This is a genomic window from Halomonas sp. N3-2A, assembly GCF_002216165.1.
GTDB lineage: Bacteria > Pseudomonadota > Gammaproteobacteria > Pseudomonadales > Halomonadaceae > Vreelandella.
Map to the genome: position 1 here is coordinate 1,331,018 of NZ_CP022286.1, position 17,261 is coordinate 1,348,278.

14 protein-coding genes are annotated in these 17,261 nt (G+C 51.2%); 2 read left to right on the forward strand and 12 right to left on the reverse strand.

Going from position 1 to position 17,261, the window contains the following annotated elements; genetic code table 11:
• Positions 1-8 precede the first annotated feature (8 nt).
• From CEK60_RS06280 to CEK60_RS06305, 6 genes are all read right to left on the reverse strand, one after another.
• Positions 9-785: an ABC transporter permease gene (locus CEK60_RS06280; RefSeq protein ID WP_232471479.1), complete on the reverse strand. Its 777-nt coding sequence runs from the start codon at positions 783-785 to the stop codon at positions 9-11.
• Positions 775-1,740 carry an ABC transporter ATP-binding protein gene (locus CEK60_RS06285; RefSeq protein ID WP_089038307.1) on the reverse strand — a complete coding sequence of 322 codons (966 nt, stop codon included), beginning with the start codon at positions 1,738-1,740 and terminating at the stop codon, positions 775-777. Before CEK60_RS06285 ends, CEK60_RS06280 begins: the two co-directional genes overlap by 11 nt.
• Entirely contained in the window at positions 1,737-2,930 is a 1,194-nt protein-coding gene (locus CEK60_RS06290; protein ID WP_089038308.1) for an ABC transporter permease, read from the reverse strand. The genes CEK60_RS06285 and CEK60_RS06290 overlap by 4 nt, the downstream gene beginning before the upstream one ends.
• A gap of 3 nt (positions 2,931-2,933) precedes the next feature.
• Positions 2,934-3,842 carry a glycine betaine ABC transporter substrate-binding protein OsmF gene (gene osmF / locus CEK60_RS06295; RefSeq protein WP_089038309.1) on the reverse strand — a complete coding sequence of 303 codons (909 nt, stop codon included), beginning with the start codon at positions 3,840-3,842 and terminating at the stop codon, positions 2,934-2,936.
• 151 nt (positions 3,843-3,993) lie between these two features.
• Positions 3,994-5,385 carry a cysteine--tRNA ligase gene (cysS, locus tag CEK60_RS06300; RefSeq protein ID WP_089038310.1) on the reverse strand — a complete coding sequence of 464 codons (1,392 nt, stop codon included), beginning with the start codon at positions 5,383-5,385 and terminating at the stop codon, positions 3,994-3,996.
• A gap of 11 nt (positions 5,386-5,396) precedes the next feature.
• Entirely contained in the window at positions 5,397-7,076 is a 1,680-nt protein-coding gene (locus CEK60_RS06305) for a glutamine--tRNA ligase/YqeY domain fusion protein (protein ID WP_089038311.1), read from the reverse strand.
• 156 nt (positions 7,077-7,232) lie between these two features.
• Between CEK60_RS06305 and CEK60_RS06310 the strand changes: the two genes are divergently transcribed.
• Both CEK60_RS06310 and CEK60_RS06315 read left to right on the forward strand, forming a co-directional pair.
• Entirely contained in the window at positions 7,233-7,733 is a 501-nt protein-coding gene (locus CEK60_RS06310; RefSeq protein WP_038483952.1) for a peptidylprolyl isomerase, read from the forward strand.
• A 13-nt stretch (positions 7,734-7,746) separates the two neighbouring features.
• A complete protein-coding gene (locus CEK60_RS06315; protein ID WP_089038312.1) occupies positions 7,747-8,517 on the forward strand; it encodes a UDP-2,3-diacylglucosamine diphosphatase in 771 nt (256 codons plus the stop codon).
• A 91-nt stretch (positions 8,518-8,608) separates the two neighbouring features.
• Here CEK60_RS06315 and CEK60_RS06320 read toward each other — a convergent pair whose 3' ends face one another.
• The 6 genes from CEK60_RS06320 to tig all read right to left on the reverse strand — a co-directional run bounded on the left by CEK60_RS06320 (position 8,609) and on the right by tig (position 17,021).
• Positions 8,609-10,426 carry a SurA N-terminal domain-containing protein gene (locus CEK60_RS06320; RefSeq protein WP_089038313.1) on the reverse strand — a complete coding sequence of 606 codons (1,818 nt, stop codon included), beginning with the start codon at positions 10,424-10,426 and terminating at the stop codon, positions 8,609-8,611.
• A gap of 111 nt (positions 10,427-10,537) precedes the next feature.
• Positions 10,538-10,810 carry an HU family DNA-binding protein gene (locus CEK60_RS06325; protein WP_009724302.1) on the reverse strand — a complete coding sequence of 91 codons (273 nt, stop codon included), beginning with the start codon at positions 10,808-10,810 and terminating at the stop codon, positions 10,538-10,540.
• Between the two features lie 194 nt (positions 10,811-11,004).
• Complete coding sequence (lon, locus tag CEK60_RS06330; protein WP_089038314.1) at positions 11,005-13,434, reverse strand: endopeptidase La; 2,430 nt, start codon at positions 13,432-13,434, stop codon at positions 11,005-11,007.
• Positions 13,435-13,633: 199 nt separating this feature from the next.
• Positions 13,634-14,914, reverse strand: coding sequence for an ATP-dependent Clp protease ATP-binding subunit ClpX (gene clpX, locus CEK60_RS06335; RefSeq protein ID WP_038483940.1), 1,281 nt, complete (start codon positions 14,912-14,914; stop codon positions 13,634-13,636).
• A gap of 74 nt (positions 14,915-14,988) precedes the next feature.
• The gene (gene clpP, locus CEK60_RS06340) at positions 14,989-15,606 is read right to left on the reverse strand and encodes an ATP-dependent Clp endopeptidase proteolytic subunit ClpP (protein WP_089038315.1); all 618 of its coding nucleotides are present in this window, start codon (positions 15,604-15,606) and stop codon (positions 14,989-14,991) included.
• 62 nt (positions 15,607-15,668) lie between these two features.
• A complete protein-coding gene (gene tig, locus CEK60_RS06345; protein WP_089038316.1) occupies positions 15,669-17,021 on the reverse strand; it encodes a trigger factor in 1,353 nt (450 codons plus the stop codon).
• Positions 17,022-17,261: the final 240 nt, after the last annotated feature.

A 17,261-nucleotide genomic window follows, 5' to 3' on the forward strand; every position in this document is an offset into this window, starting at 1 on the left:
GATACAACTTAAGACGCAGATAGACGAGTGCGCAGCTGTTGTTGCAACGCATCAAATAGACTATCGACGGTCAACGCGAGTAACGCGATCAACAGCGCACCTTGTAAAACATACGCCATATTGCCATTCACGATACCTGCTATGATCGGGTCGCCTAAGTTACTGGCGCCTACCGTTGCCCCTATAGCCGCTGTGGCAATATTAATGGTTACCGATGTTCGGATACCGGCCAGAATTACTGGTGTGGCTAATGGAAGCTCAACGCGAGTTAATACCTGCCAAGGGGTCATCCCCATGGCAAACGCCGCCTGTTTAAGACTCGCATCTACATCCTGCAGCCCGGCAAGCGTGTTTCGCACAATCGGTAATAAGCCATAGAGCATTAGCGCCACGATAATCGGCAATGTTCCAAAACCCAATACAGGAACTGCCAGGGCAAGCACCGCCACAGGAGGAAAAGTCTGGCCCAGTGAAGCCAACTGCCCGACCAGAGGTAAGAAGTCTCGCCCCCATTGGCGAGTGACTGCGATGCCGGCCAATACGCCTAGACATATCGTAATGACAGCTGCGATTCCAACAACAAACACGTGCCTTGCCAGCAGAGAAGCAAAATCAGCGCGGGAATAAATCACCTGACGGGCGTCGGGCTCCAGCCAACGAAATACAGGCTCTAACGCCGAGATACCCAATACCCCTATCAGCAGCAAGAGTGCCCAACCAATAGGCCATAGCCAGCGCGGGCCTGCTGCAATTGATGATTCACCCCGGTTACGATCACGCGTCACGGTGACTCACCTTGTCTAACTGGGCCTCTTTGACCACTTTGCGCAGCGATAACTCACCAATCGGCATATCATGCTGGTCGACAACCGTCAGCCTATCGCAGTGGTCACGCAGCATCATTGAAAGCGCTTGGCGCAGTGAAAAATCACCCGGAATACGCGACTGGGCAGGCAGTGTCTGCCCAAGCGATGACATGTGGTCTTTAACGCGTGTTAAGGCAGCCTGCTTTAAACCACGCTCCAACCCTCCCAATAGCGACTCAACAAACGGATCGGCGGGGGTTTGAAGCAGCGCTAGCGGTGACCCCTGCTGCACAATACGCCCTTCGCGCATAACGACTAAATGATCTGCCAGTTTGAGCGCTTCATCCATATCGTGAGTCACGAACACCACGGTTTTATGCAGCCGCGCCTGAAGCTTTGCCAGCTCGTCCTGAAGCTTTTCTCGAGTAATCGGGTCTAGCGCTCCAAAAGGCTCATCCATCAGCAAAATATCAGGATCTGCCGCCAATGCGCGCGCAACGCCTACCCGCTGCGCCTGGCCGCCAGAGAGCTGGTGAGGATACTTATGGGCAAACTCTTCCGTGGGAAGGCCTAATAGACGCATTAACTCTTCGACGCGTGCTTTAACATCAGCGGCAGGCCATTTTAGCAAACGCGGTACCAGCCCAATGTTGTGCGCTACCGTCCAATGGGGAAACAGGCCAGTACTCTGGATCGCATAGCCGATACGGCGGCGAAGCTTAACCGGGTCATAGTGGCCTATTGCCTGTCCGTCGATGATAATGTCGCCGCTACTATGCTCAATCAAACGATTTATCATACGTAGCGTCGTTGATTTTCCGCAGCCTGACGACCCTACCAGCGCACAGAACTTTCCTTTCGCGACGTGTAAGGATATGTCGTCTACCGCTGTGTCTTCGCCAAAGTGCTTCGACACATGGGAAAGCTCTATCATTTATGTCCTCCGGGGCGAAGCGCGTCGGCTAACGCCCCCAAACTAGCATCTACAATAAGTGCCAAGACTAAAATAGGCAGCGCGCCAAGCAACACCATGTCCATAGCCGCTTGGCCCAACCCCTGAAAAATGAACGTGCCAAGCCCACCCGCCCCAATCAACGCAGCAACGGCCGTTAATCCAATCGCTTGAACAGCGGTGATTCGCACGCCTTCTAATAGTATTGGCAGCGCCAACGGAAATCTTACCTGCCAGAAGCGCTGATACGGACGCATACCCATCGCCTTAGCAGCATCTAAGGTTTCAGGGTCGACTTCATCAAGCGCAATATAAGTATTGCGCACCATGGGTAACAGGCTATAGGCAATGAGCGCCATCAATGCGGGGGTGGCGCCGATACCGCTAACCCCCAACTGGGCTAAAACAGGTACGTTAGCAGCTAGCCAAGCAAGCGGAGCCAGCAGTAGACCAAACAGAGCCAAGCTCGGAATCGTTTGCAGGAAGTTCAGCCATGCAAACGCTATTCGTTGTAGACGTTGGTAACGTCGCATTAGCATAGCGAGCACTAAACCAACTACGATACTAACGCTCACCGCTATGCCGACCAGTACCACATGTTGCAGCATGGCACGATAAAATTGCTGGTCGCGCGCTTGAAACTCCTGAACAAGGGCTAAATTTTCAAGCCATAAGGCGGCACAAAGCAGCCACGCTCCCCCCACGCTGCTGAGCAATAGGGTGGTCCATAAGCGCGACAACCCCAAACGTAAACGCACTTCCACTAGGCACAATAAAAGTAAAAAAAGCACGACCCAATAGGCAGCACCAATACCTAAACGCGCTTGCGGCAGAGTGGGATCAATCAGCCAGTGGCCTGCTACCATAAGCCCGAATGGCATCAATAAGAGTGTCAGGGTAATGATACAGAGCTGAGCATAGCTATGAAGACGGCTTGGCTTAATAGCCAAGCCGCCCATAGCGATAAATAGCAAGGAAACAAGCAGCGCACCGGGCCACCCAATCGCATGTACTAAGCCATAAGATGTACCCGCTACAATTCTATTAGGCGCGACGCTAACAAGACCCAGTAGCCAAGAGGCTCCTAACATAGCGGCACTTAAACATATCAGTACTGAGTTTAAATGCCCATATTGACTGGGTGGCGATGGCAAAGCGTCTATCTGCGACATTCATTAGTCATCCAGGCTATCAAGATAGTCGCTTGCGACTTGATCAGGCGAGAAACCATTCACCGCGACATCTGCGTTGAGCGTTTGCAACGTCACAAGGTCAAGGGTTGCAAATACGTCGTTGAGTAGCGTCTCAATTTCAGGGTAGGCATCCAGCACTTCGGCACGCACCACTGGCGACGGCTGATATACCGGCTGAACCCCCTTAATATCTTCTAAAACAACCAGCCCAAGCGCACTTAAGCCACCATCGGTGCCATAGGTCATGGCACCATTAACACCGCTTGTTTGTTGGGCAGCGGCTCGCATAGTAGCCGCCGTATTACCACCGGACAGCACAAGCAGTTGATCATCGCTCAGTTCGAACCCATAGGCATCCTGGAATGCCGGCAATGCCTGAGCGGACTCTACAAATTCTGCACTCGCTGCGAATTTAAACTCGCCGCCTTGGTTAACATAGTCGGCAAGATCATCAAGGGTCGTTAAGCCGTTGGCCGTCGCCACGTCTTCACGAATACTCATGGCCCAGGTGTTATTAGCGCTAGCAGGCTTCAGCCATATCAGCCCCTGCGCCGCATCGCGCTCTTTAACAGTCTGGTAAGCATCCTCTGCACTATTCCAGACAGGGCTGTCAGTCATATCAAAGAAAAAAGCGCCATTACCGGTATATTCGGGATAAAGGTCGATTTCTCCCGCTTCAAGCGCACTACGCACAACGCTGGTGCCACCTAGCTGTAGGCGATCTTCTGTAGTCACACCGCCCCGTTCTAGCGTTTGAATAATCAGCTCACCCAGCACGGACCCTTCTGTGTCGATTTTGGAGGACACGACAACAGGGTCGCTGGCGTAAGCAGTCGAAAAAGTAATGGCTGACAAGCAAGCGGCGATGGTCGGTTTTAGAGTAAAGCGCATAGTGGTCATCCTATTATTTAGCGTCTTGGAGGTATTATCTCAGTATAAGAGCCAACGACATTGACGTCAGACGCCATATCAACGGCGCCTGACATCTACAACGTTTCTATTCAATGCCCCCCACTGTCATCACGCTCAACATCGGTAACACTTAAGGCGCTTCAATCACCCAGGTTGTTCCCTCACGGGAATCCTTCAGGATAATACCCAAACTCGCTAGTTCATCTCGAATAGCATCTGCCTGAGCAAAATCTTTATTGGCTTTTGCGTCTTTACGCTGTGCTATTTTAGCCTCAATCTCAGTCTCACTCAGCGCTACCTGCTGCTGATTACCTTTCAAAAAGGTCTGAGGATCTTGCTGCAAAAGCCCTAGCACACCCGCTAGACGTGTTAATTCCGATGCTAAACGCTGCACTTTTTCTGGCGACTCGCTCTTAGCGCGATTGAGATCCCGCGCCAGATCAAATAATACCGCTAACGCCTCAGGCGAATTAAAGTCGTCATCCATCGCCGTGGTGAAACGCTCAACATAGCCTGCCTCATCACCGTCACCGCTAGATGACACTTCCACACCTTCTAATGCTGTGTAAAAGCGCGTCAGCGATTTGCGGGCCTCATGGAGAGAATCTACCGAGTAGTTAATGGGGCTACGGTAGTGGCTAGCCACTAGCAAGAAACGCACGACTTCCGGATCATGCCCTGCCAACACATCACGGATGGTAAAAAAGTTACCCAGCGATTTTGACATCTTTTCCTGGTTAACCCGCACAGCCCCGGCATGCATCCAGGTGTTGACGTAGGTTTTACCAGTCGCTGCCTCTGATTGGGCAATTTCGTTTTCATGATGAGGAAACGTAAGGTCAGGACCACCACCATGAATATCGAAGGTATCGCCTAAGCAGCATGTCGACATTGCTGAGCACTCAATGTGCCATCCAGGACGGCCATTGCCCCAAGGAGAGTGCCAGTGTGCTTCGCCCGGTTTAGCGGCTTTCCAAAGCACAAAATCAAGCGGGTCTTCTTTATGAACATCAACCTCGACCCGGGCACCGGAACGCATGTCATCAAGTTGACGATTATTTAGCTTGCCGTAATCAGCGAACTTGCGTACCCGATAATACACATCACCATTGGCAGCAGCATAAGCAAAGTCTTTCTTAATCAGCGTCTCAATCATGGCAACAATGTCATCGATATGACCTGTCGCCCGAGGCTCATGGCTTGGGGGCAATACCCCAAGACGTGCTTCGTCTTCGTGCATTGCCTGAATCATGCGCTCAGTGAGTACGCTAATCGATTCGTTATTCTCTTCGGCACGCTTGAGAATTTTATCGTCAATGTCGGTGATGTTACGGACATAAGTAACATCATAACCGCGATAACGCAGATAGCGGGTTATCACATCGAAGGCCACCATGACCCGCGCGTGGCCAAGGTGGCAGTAGTCATACACCGTCATACCGCAGACATACATGCTGACTTTACCCGCCACTAGCGGGGTAAACGGTTCTTTACGGCGTGTCAGCGTATTATAAATGTGCATATGACGATTCCTTAGCCCTTCTGTTTGATTTTCGCCCAGCTATCTTTCAACCCAACGGTACGATTAAACACCAGCTGCCCTGGCTTGGAAGCATGACGGTCAGCGCAGAAATAGCCCACCCGCTCAAACTGGAAGCGATCTTCTGGAGCAGCATCCGCCAAACTGGGCTCGCCAATGGCGTGGCATACCGCCAAGGAGTCGGGGTTCAGGTGTTCGAGGAAGTCGACATCTTTGTCACGATCCGGCTGTTCAACCGTGAACAAATTGTCATACAAGCGCACTTCCATCGGTACACCATGGGCGGCACTCACCCAGTGAATCACGCCTTTCACCTTGCGGCCTTCAGGGTTTTTACCCAGCGTATCGAAATCCACCGAACAGTGCAGTTCCGTCACGTCACCGGCTTCGTTCTTAACAACGTCATCACAACGAATCACGTAGCTGTTACGCAGGCGGACTTCTTTGCCGGGCGCTAAACGGAAAAACTTTTTGGGCGCGTCTTCCATGAAGTCGTCTTGGTCAATATACAGCTCGCGACTAAACGGCACCTTACGCACCGCCATATCTTCTCGCGCAGGGTGCCCAGGCACGTCATACACTTCTTCATGGTCTTCAGGAACGTTGGTCAGTACCACCTTAAGGGGTTTCAATACGCACATTGCCCGCGGCGCATTGTCCTCAAGATCAGAGCGAATCGCATGCGTTAGCATGGCAATATCCACCAAACCGCCATCGGCGCGCGTAACACCAATCATCTCACAGAACTTGCGAATGGACGCTGGCGTATAGCCGCGACGACGCATACCTGAAATAGTTGGCATACGCGGGTCGTCCCAGCCATCAACAATCTGCTCGTCAACCAGCAGTTTCAGCTTGCGCTTCGAAGTGAGGGTGTAATCCAAATTAAGTCGAGCAAACTCGATTTGGCGCGGCTTGGCGGGAACCGGCAAGTTATTCAAAAACCACTCGTAAAGCGGGCGATGGTCTTCAAACTCTAGCGTACAGATTGAATGGGTAATGCCTTCGATGGCGTCAGACTGGCCATGGGTAAAATCGTACGACGGGTAGATTTTCCACTTGTCACCTGTTTGATGGTGGCTGGCATGGCGAATACGGTAAAGGATCGGGTCGCGAAGATTGATATTGGGCGACGCCATATCAATTTTTGCACGCAGTACTTTTTCGCCTTCGCCAAACTCGCCGTTACGCATGCGTTCCAGCAAATCTAGGTTTTCGTCAACGCTGCGCTCGCGGTAAGGACTTGGCTTACCCGGTGCCGTGAGTGTGCCACGGTATTCGCGAATTTCATCTGGAGAAAGATCATCAACGTAAGCTTTGCCCTCGCGAATAAGATGTTGTGCCCACGCATAAAGCTGGTCGAAATAATCAGAAGCAAAGCGAACTGGGCCTGCCCAGTTAAAGCCTAACCAGCTGACGTCCTCTTTGATAGCGTCGATATACGCCTGTTCTTCCTTCGCGGGGTTGGTGTCGTCAAAGCGCAGATGACACTCACCACCTAGCTGCTCTGCCAACCCGAAGTTTAAACAGATCGACTTTGCATGACCGATATGTAAAAAGCCATTAGGTTCGGGAGGAAAGCGCGTCACGATTTTGGTGACCTGGCCGCCCTCTATTTCGTCGCGTACTTGGTTGCGAATGAAGTTCGGCGCTGGGGTGGTCTCGTTGGTCATGGTGGTGTTGATAACCTCATGGTGGATGGCGGGCTAGGCAACCAATGCCTAAGCTATTAGGGTTTGCGCTTCGCGGTGCCAAGCAAAACCGCTATTATAACGTGACGCCGATGCACAGCGCCAAGGCGAACGCCTTTATTGAACAGGAATTTATCTATGATCGTATTACAGACCAACCACGGTGACATCACTATTGCGCTTAATCATGAAAAAGCGCCAAAAACTGCCGCTAATTTTGAGCAATATGTCCGCGATGGTTTTTATGATGGCACTTTGTTCCACCGTGTTATCGATGGCTTTATGGTTCAGGGCGGTGGCTTCGATCAAGATTTTAACCAAAAGCCAACGCGTGATCCGATCGAGAACGAAGCCGACAATGGTTTACAAAACACGGTCGGCACCCTGGCAATGGCACGCACCCAAGATCCTCACTCTGCCACAGCGCAGTTCTTTATCAACGTTGGTAACAATAGCTTCTTGAATCATAGTGGTAAAAGTCTTCAAGGCTGGGGCTACGCCGTGTTTGGCGAGGTTGTCGACGGCATGGACGTGGTAGACGCCATCCGCGGCGTCAGCACCACACGTCGTGGCATGCATGCTGACGTGCCCGCAGACGATGTCATCATTGAGCGCGCCTATGTAAAAGAAGCCGACTAATTACGGGAGTTCTATGCGCACTCTGCTGATAGCTGATATGCATCTAAGCAGTGATACCCCTGAGATTAATCAGGGGTTTTATCGTTACTTAGAGCACACCGCTACTGGGGCTGATGCCCTGTATATTCTAGGCGACCTGTTTGACGCCTGGATCGGAGATGATCTCCTTGACACACCACATCCTCTTAGCGACATTGCCTGGGAAGTGATCAGACGGTTACGCAAATTAAGCAGCAACGGAACTGCGATTTATTTCCTGCACGGCAATCGCGACTTTCTGATTGGCGAGCGCTTTATCAGTGAGTGCCAAGCCTCTCTGCTACCCGAAAGCCAAACGGTGGAACTCCAAGGAGTGCCTGTCGTTATTCTACATGGCGATAGTCTTTGCACTAAAGATGATGCTTACATGGCGTTCCGCCAACAGTCGAGAGATCCTCAGTGGCAAACGCAAATCCTATCCTTACCCCTTGATCAGCGGCTGGAGCTTGCCAAGAGTCTGCGTATGCAGTCGGGCGATGCCAACGCGAGTAAAACGGAAGCGATCATGGACGTGACACACGAAGAAGTGGTGGCGCTGATGGCGCACTCTGGTGTCACCACCATGATTCATGGCCACACCCATCGGCCAAAGGTACATGACCTGACGGTTGAGGAGGTACCTGCAAAACGTTTTGTTCTTGGTGATTGGGATGTTCACCATGGCTGGGACATCGTCATTGAACGCACGACAGAGCATGACGCCATGCCTATTCTGCGCCAATTTACCTTAGCCAACCCACCCTAATACTTAACGTTGCACATCAGCAAAAAAGCCATCAAAAAAGCCGGCCAAATCAATTTTGGCCGGCTTTTTTGGGTTGATAAAAACGCGTTAATTAACGCTCGATCTTCGCGTCACTACGCAGGTCGTCTACCAAGCCCTGAATGATAGACTGGGCGCGAAGTTGCTCAGCCATTTGCACTACAAAAGAAGTAAGCTGCTCATCAACTTCACCTACCGATACGCTATCCAGCGCAATGATGGCAACACCTTCCGGCAGCGATACAGAACGGTAAACGCTATCGCCCTCCTGCGGACGCGGCATACGAAATACCTGTTGCACTACCGCCTGCGGAAGCCCACTGTCAGACTGGCGCGAAATATTGCTAGCCTCAAGCCAATCAATGTCGCTGGCCTCGCCCGCTTCCACCGCCTCGATCATACGAGCCGCCTCTTGCTCAAGCGCTTCTTGGCGTTGTTGAGCAACAACAGCGTTAGCAACTTCGTCACGCACATCGTCTAGCGTGAGTTGGGTCGCTTCGCGATGCTCCGCAACACGCAGCACAAGGCGACGATCATCATCAAGCTCGATCACTTCGCTGTTATAGCCTTCTTCTAGCACATCAGCACTAAAGGCCTCATCTAGCACCCCAGGCTCTGAAAGTACGCCCTCACCTTCACCGCGTGCTAACCAGTCAGTCTGGTTTAGCGTTAGCCCGAGGTCATCCGCTACGCTTTGCAGATCATCGGCAGCAAAACTCTCATCAATTAAGCGCTGAACTTGCTGATTGAACTCATCATTGACTTCACGCAGAGCAACATCTTGCTGAAGTGCCTCACGCTGCTCTTCAAAAGCGGGTGCGACCAGCTCTGTTACCTGAAGGATATGAAATGCACCATCCATTTCTACCAGTTGAGATGTTTCACCTTCATCTAGAGCAAAAGCTGCTTCATCAAAGGCATCACCAAAGAAACCACGACTAATAACCCCCAAGTCGCCGCCTTCCTCAGCACTCGCCGTATCATCTGAATAACGCAGAGCTGTATCGGCGAAAGTTTCACCGCTGCTCAAGGCTTCTAGAGCCTCATTAGCGTGTGCTTGCGCTTCTTGGCGACTGCGCTCTTCGCCAAACGTCACCATAATATGCGAGACCCGCCGATCAGCATTGCGGTTCTGCTCACGCCACGCATCGCGCAAGCTCTGCTCGTTAACCTCAACGTTTTCCGCCATGGCTTGACGGTCAACTAGCACATACTCAACGCGCACCTGCTCAGGACGCTTGAAACGTGCCTGGTTTGCATCGAAATATTCCTGCATTTGCGCTTCAGTAACATCCGCCTCTACACTTACATCATCGGCATCTAATAAAACATAGCGAAAACTGCGCTGCTGGCGCTGCAGCTCAGCTAAGCGCTCCTGCTCGTTTTCCAAGCTAAAGTCGCTAAACGCAAGGCCTTGCTGCAAGTGCTGACGCTTAATATCAGCACGCAGCTCTTCACGAAACGCCACTGGCGTGTATCCTGCACCAGCAAGACGGTTGCGGAATATTTCAGCCGAGAACCGACCATCTTGATCATGAAACTCTGGCAAACCAACAATCATTTGATCTAGTTGGGCATCAGAAACAAACACACCACCGTCTTCCGCATACCCCGTTAGCAGTTGCTGAGTTATTAGCTGGTCAAGAACGTCATTACGCAGCGCTCGCTCTTGCTCTGGTGGCACCTGTCCAGAGCGAAGCGCACGTTGCACCTCAAGCTCAACCTGCTGACGCATGATAGGTTCGCCGTTAACGCTCGCCACTTCATTAGGGTCATCGCCAAAGACACTAAACAGCGACTCCACGCCAAACAGCGCCATGGCAGCCACCATGACACCGATAATTATTTTGGCACCCCAGCTTCTGGAGCCATCTCGAATACTTTGCAGCATGCTAGCCTCAGATCATCACAGCTATCTATCGCCCTAACTATCGGGCCAGAAAAAAACATGGGCGCATCGCGAATGCGATGCGCCCATTAGCTTACAGCAAACGCGAGCCAATTAGTTGACGGCGTCTTTCAGCGCTTTACCGGCTTTGAAGCTGGGGACTTTTGCAGCGCTAATTTCAATCGGCTGGCCGGTCTGCGGGTTACGACCAGTACGAGCAGCACGCTCTTTAATTGCGAAAGTACCAAAACCTACCAGTGAAACACTTTCGCCTTTTTTGAGGCTATCGGTGACAGACTCCACCATGGCATCCAATGCGCGGGTTGCCGCTGCTTTAGGAATATCAGCAGACGCGGCAATAGCTTCAATCAGCTCGGACTTATTCACACTTCACCCCTTAACTGTTTCAAAAAAATGGCTCTGAACGGCACTGCCACCGTTAGTTGCAACTTCAAAGCGTAGCTGTGTTTTATAGCAATGCCTTGAAACTCCTGTCAAGCGACAGTGCCGAGAAATGCCCGCAACTCAAGGTCTTGGGCAAAACTATTAAGTAATGTTAAAACTCAATGGAGTATTAACGCTTAATGGGTACTCGTTACGACGGTTGAATTAAAAGCCGGATCAGAACCTTTCAACGAGACGCTCTCGTCGATTGGATCGTTATGTAGCGCTACGGCCAGTACTTCATCTATCCACTGTACGGGGCGGATATCAAGTGCCCCTTTGATATTTTCTGGCACTTCCTTGAGGTCTCGACGATTTTCCTCAGGAATTAAGACCGTCTTTATACCACCGCGACGGGCTGCCAGCAATTTCTCCTTTAACCCCCCAATGGGCATCACTTCGCCACGTAGGTTCACTTCGCCTGTCATGGCCACATCACAACGCACAGGGCGTTGAGTATAGGCAGAGACAATCGCGGTTACCATGGCGATGCCTGCACTTGGGCCATCTTTAGGCGTAGCGCCTTCCGGAACGTGAATGTGTAAGTCTTCATTCTCAAACCGTTGCGGATCAATACCATACTCTTTTGCACGCGCCTTAACGACCGTTTGTGCCGCACTCACCGACTCTTTCATAACATCGCCCAGCGAGCCGGTTTTGTTAATACGCCCTTTGCCGGGTGTCACAACCGATTCGATATTCAGTAATTCGCCGCCAACCGATGTCCACGCTAGCCCCGTCACACGACCCACTTGGTCTTCCTGCTCAGCCAACCCGTAGCTATAACGGCGCACACCTGCATAGGCTTCAATATCTTCAGCTGCCAGGACTTGTTGAGCCTGCAGATGGCTACCCTGCTTACCACTCGTTGCCTGCTCGGCTTCTAAACGCTCGCGCAACACCTTACGGCACACTTTGGCGATCTGACGCTCCAGCTCTCGCACCCCAGCTTCACGGGTGTAATAACGCACTAGTTCTAGCAGAGCATCATCATTGAGCGCCAGCTCTTCTGTTTTGAGGCCATTCGCTTCTTGCTGCTTCGGCAACAAATAGCGCCTAGCGATCGCTAGCTTTTCATCTTCGGTGTAACCCGGCAAACGAATGATTTCCATACGATCCAACAGCGGACCAGGAATATTCATTGAGTTAGCAGTACAGATAAATAGTGTTTCTGACAGATCGTAGTCCAACTCAAGGTAGTGATCACTAAAGCTATTGTTTTGCTCAGGATCAAGCACCTCTAGCAGCGCTGATGCAGGGTCACCGCGGTGATCCATACCGAGTTTATCGACTTCATCCAATAAAAACAGTGGGTTCTTAACGCCAGCACGGCTCATCCGCTGCATTAACTTACCCGGCAACGAGCCAATGTAGGTGCGGCGATGACCGCGAATTTCAGATTCGTCACGTACGCCACCTAACGCCAGGCGAACATATTTACGATTCGTGGCCCGTGCGATAGATTGACCAAGAGAGGTTTTACCCACACCTGGTGGGCCCACCAAGCATAATACAGGCCCTTTCATCTTACGCACGCGCTTCTGTACTGCAAGATATTCAAGGATGCGTGCTTTGACTTCTTCTAAGCCGTAATGATCCTGATCCAGCACTTCCTGCGCTTTCACTAAGTCGTGCTTGACGCGGGTACGCTTCTTCCAAGGGACGGCTATTAGCCAGTCAAGGTAAGAGCGAACCACCGTAGCTTCGGCCGAGTTAGCAGCCATCATTTTCAGCTTACTAAGCTCTTGAGTAGCCTTTTCTGCCGCTTCTTTGGGCATTCCAGATGAAGCGATGGCTTGCTCGTATTTTTCGGCCTCGTTCGGCACATTATCCAGCTCACCCATCTCTTTCTGGATGGCCTTCATCTGCTCATTGAGGTAATACTCGCGCTGGGTCTTTTCCATCTGCTCTTTCACACGCGAGCGGATGCGCTTTTCAACCTGCAGCAAATCAATTTCGGACTCAATCAGCGCCATTAAGTGCTCAATGCGATCACGCACGCGATCCATTTCGAGCAACTCTTGCTTGTCGCCTATTTTTAATGACAAGTGCGCACAGATGGTATCGACCAAGCGGCTCGGATCCTCAATTCCAGAAAGCGAATTGAGCACCTCGTTAGGCACTTTTTTGGACAGTTTGACGTATTGCTCAAATTGGTTGAGCAGCACACGTACCAGTGCTTCTTGCTCACGACTGGTTAGCGGCTCGCTCTCGCGAGGCACCAAGTAAGCTTGGGTGTAGCCCGTTTCGTGCTCTTCAATATCAATAACATCCGCGCGAAAATTACCTTCAATCAGCACTTTTACAGTGCCATCAGGCAATTTTAGCAGCTGCATGATATCGGCCACGGTGCCCATGGCATAAAGATCAGCGTTATCGGGCTCATCCTGGGAGGCCTCACGCTGAGCCACCAGCAGCACACGTTTGTCGGCCTCCATCGCCGCTTCCAACGCTTGGATGGACTTCTCACGACCAACAAAAAGTGGAATAACCATTTGCGGGTACACAACCACGTCCCGCAAAGGCAACAGGGGTAGACATTGTGTCTGATCGGCGTTCTGCTGCATCGCAGACGTTCCTCAAAATCGGATGAGTACTTGAAAGGGTACTTAGCCAAGTACCTCACAGTATGAAAAGCATGGCGCTAGGGCGCTGAGCAGCTAGGCAAACATTTCATGAATAACTTATGAATAACAAGGGGTCGCCTAGGCGACCCCTTGGTTTGGCGCAAGCGGTAAAAGCTAGGCCGTGGCGTGCACGTCGGGACTAGCCGTCGGTGCCATCAACACGAGCGTCTTCTTGCTGCGAATAGATCAGTAGTGGCTCACTTTCACCAGCAATCACTGAACTATCAATCACCACTTTGCTAACACCTTCAAGCGAAGGAATCTCGTACATGGTGTCTAGCAGCACAGACTCAAGGATAGATCGCAAACCTCGCGCGCCAGTCTTACGCTCCATTGCCTTGGTAGCAACAGCACGCAGCGCTTCGTCTCTAAACTCGAGCGTCACATCTTCCATTTCAAAGAGCTTGGCGTACTGCTTAACCAGCGAGTTTTTAGGCTCGGTTAAGATCTGTACCAACGCATCTTCGTTTAGCTCCGTGAGCGTTGCAATCACGGGCAGACGTCCAACAAACTCAGGAATTAAACCAAATTTCACTAAATCATCTGGTTCTACGTCGGCCAGTAACTCACCTACACCACGTGAAGACTCTTTGCTCTTCACGCTAGCATTGAAACCAATGCCGCCTTTCTCAGCACGGTCACGGATAACTTTATCAAGACCCGCAAAAGCGCCACCCACAATAAACAGCATGTTGGCCGTATTGACCTGAACAAACTCTTGCTGGGGATGTTTACGACCACCCTGCGGCGGCACGGATGCTGTTGTGCCTTCAATCAACTTGAGTAGTGCCTGCTGGACACCCTCGCCCGACACATCACGTGTGATGGAAGGGTTATCAGACTTGCGCGAAATCTTATCGATTTCATCGATATAAACAATGCCTCGCTCAGCCTTTTCGACGTCGTAATCACACTTCTGCAGAAGCTTTTGGATGATGTTTTCAACATCCTCACCCACATAACCCGCTTCTGTCAGTGTAGTGGCATCGGCAATGGTAAAAGGTACATTCAATAACCGCGCCATGGTTTCCGCCAACAGTGTTTTACCACTACCGGTAGGACCAATGAGCAGAATATTTGATTTACCTAGTTCTACATCGCCTTCGCGCACTTCCGTCTTAAGACGCTTGTAGTGGTTATAAACCGCTACAGATAGCACCATTTTGGCGCGATCTTGTCCGATGACATAGTCGTCTAACGTATGACGTATTTCGCGAGGCGTAGGTAAACGCTCTTCATCGCTCTCGGCATCGGCTTCGAGAACTTCTTCGCGAATGATGTCATTACATAAGTCGACACACTCATCGCAGATATATACGGACGGGCCTGCAATTAGCTTACGCACTTCGTTTTGATTCTTACCACAAAACGAGCAGTATAAAAGCTTGCCACCTTCGTCCTTGCCTTTGCCGTCGGCCATTCGCGTACCTCTATCACTGCGGCGGCTTACGCCGCCGGAAAAGCTCGTTAGAAAAGCAGAATCCTACCACGCTATCAGGATGTAGGCCGCTTATCCAGCACTGCGTCAATCAAGCCATATTCTTGGGCTTTAGTGGCGCTCATAAAGTTGTCACGGTCAGTATCCCGAGCAACAGTATCAAGTTCTTGACCAGTATGATGGGCTAAAATCTGGTTCAGTTTTTCACGAATACCTAAAATCTCACGGGTGTGGATCTCGATATCAGACGCTTGGCCTTGATAGCCACCCAGCGGCTGGTGAATCATCACACGGGAATTAGGCAAACAATAACGCTTACCTGCTGCACCTGCTGTCAGCAGCAGTGCACCCATGCTAGCCGCTTGACCAATACATACGGTCGACACATCAGGCTTAATAAACTGCATGGTGTCGTAGATTGACATACCTGCCGTAACAGACCCACCAGGCGAATTAATGTAAAGGTGAATATCTTTATCAGGGTTCTCTGACTCAAGAAACAGCAGCTGCGCCACCACTAAGTTCGCCATGTAATCTTCAACTGGTCCAACCAGGAAAATAACACGCTCTTTTAGCAGGCGTGAGTAGATGTCATAGGCTCTTTCCCCTTTGGCGCTCTGCTCAACCACCATGGGCACTAAACCGCCGGCGTTTTGAATATCAAACTCACTCATTCGTGATTCCTTGCGTCCGGTAAGGGAAAGCGCACCCACATGGGATGCGCCACGCGATGAAGTTAAGCGCTAGCTTGTTCGCTTTCTTCAACACCTTCATCTTGCTCGGCCTGTTGCTGAGCCGCTGCCAATGCCTGCTGGTAAGACATTTCAACGTCTTTAACGTTCGTCTGCTCCAGCAGCTTATCAACAGCCTTCTCTTCCAGGATGGCAGACTTCACTTGGGTTTTGAGCTGCTCATTACCCATGTAGTATTCAACCACTTCGGAAGGATCCTGATACTGCTCTGCCAGCTCTTCAACCTTAGCCTTAATTGCATCATCATCAGCGTCTAACTCATTCGCCTTGATAACCTCGGCCAGCAGCAATCCTACCTGGACGCGGCCTTTCGCTTGCGCTTCGAAGAGTTCATTCGGCAGCTGGCTGACATCAAAGTCCTCGCCCAGACCGAACTGCTGTGCTGCCTGACGCTTCATGCCATCAGTTTCTTGCTGAACAAGCGCACTTGGCACAGGAATATCGTTCGCTTTTTTCAGCGCATCCAACACCTGCTGCTTAACACGGTTATCCACCGCTTGGGCCGCTTCGCGAGTCATGTTCTTTTTGATTTCAGCGCGGAATTTCTCTTCATCGCCATCGTCAACACCAAAGCGCGCAATAAACTCAGCGTCTACGGCCGGCAGCGTTTGGCTACTGACTTTATGAACGGTGACTTTAAAGGTGGCTTCCTGGCCTGCAAGATGCTCTGCTTGGTAATCTTCAGGGAAGGTAACAGTGATGGTTTTCTCATCACCCGCCTTCGCGCCGATCAACTGCTCTTCAAAGCCTGGGATGAAGCTGTTAGAGCCAATAACTAAAGCATGGCCCTCAGCACTTCCACCTTCAAACGGCTCATCACCCAGGAAGCCCTGGAAGTCGATGGTAACTTGATCGCCATCAGCAGCAGCGGCGTCTACTTCTTCCCACGCAGCATTTTGCTTACGCAGCGTATCGATCATTTCGTCGACATCAGCATCGCTAACCGTCACTACCGGACGCTCAACTTCAGTGCCTTCGATAGACGCAAGCTCAACCTGCGGGTAGATTTCCATAACTGCCACAAACTCTAGGTCTTTGCCAGTTTGGTTTACTTTTGGCTCAATCTGGGGAAAACCAGCAGGATTAAGGCCTTCTTCCGTGATGGCACGCACATAGCGCTCACGCATCACTTCACCTACCACCTCATTGCGCACGCTGTCGCCATAGCGCTGACGAACTACAGCCATCGGCACTCGGCCTTGGCGAAAACCATTCAGGCGAACGTTTTTCGCGGTGTCTACTAAGCGAGCGCTGACGGCCTCGTCGATTTCGGCGGCCGGCACCTGAATAGTGATACGGCGTTCGATCTGGGAGGTCGTCTCGACGGAAACTTGCATGAATTGTCCTCTAGCGGCTGGGCGTTATGTTGATTGCGTAAAATAAGTACAAGGGGGCAATTTTAAGAACCCTAGCGCATCGTGGCAAGCGCCATGCTCGCAAGATGGGGGCATAACCCGCAAATACAAGGGTAATCACTAGCAAAACGACCATTTTAGGTCGTTTTTTGACCATAATGCAGTCAAAATTATTTTTAAACGTTAGATGAAGCCTTGTAGCCTGGCGATCACATCTAAAGT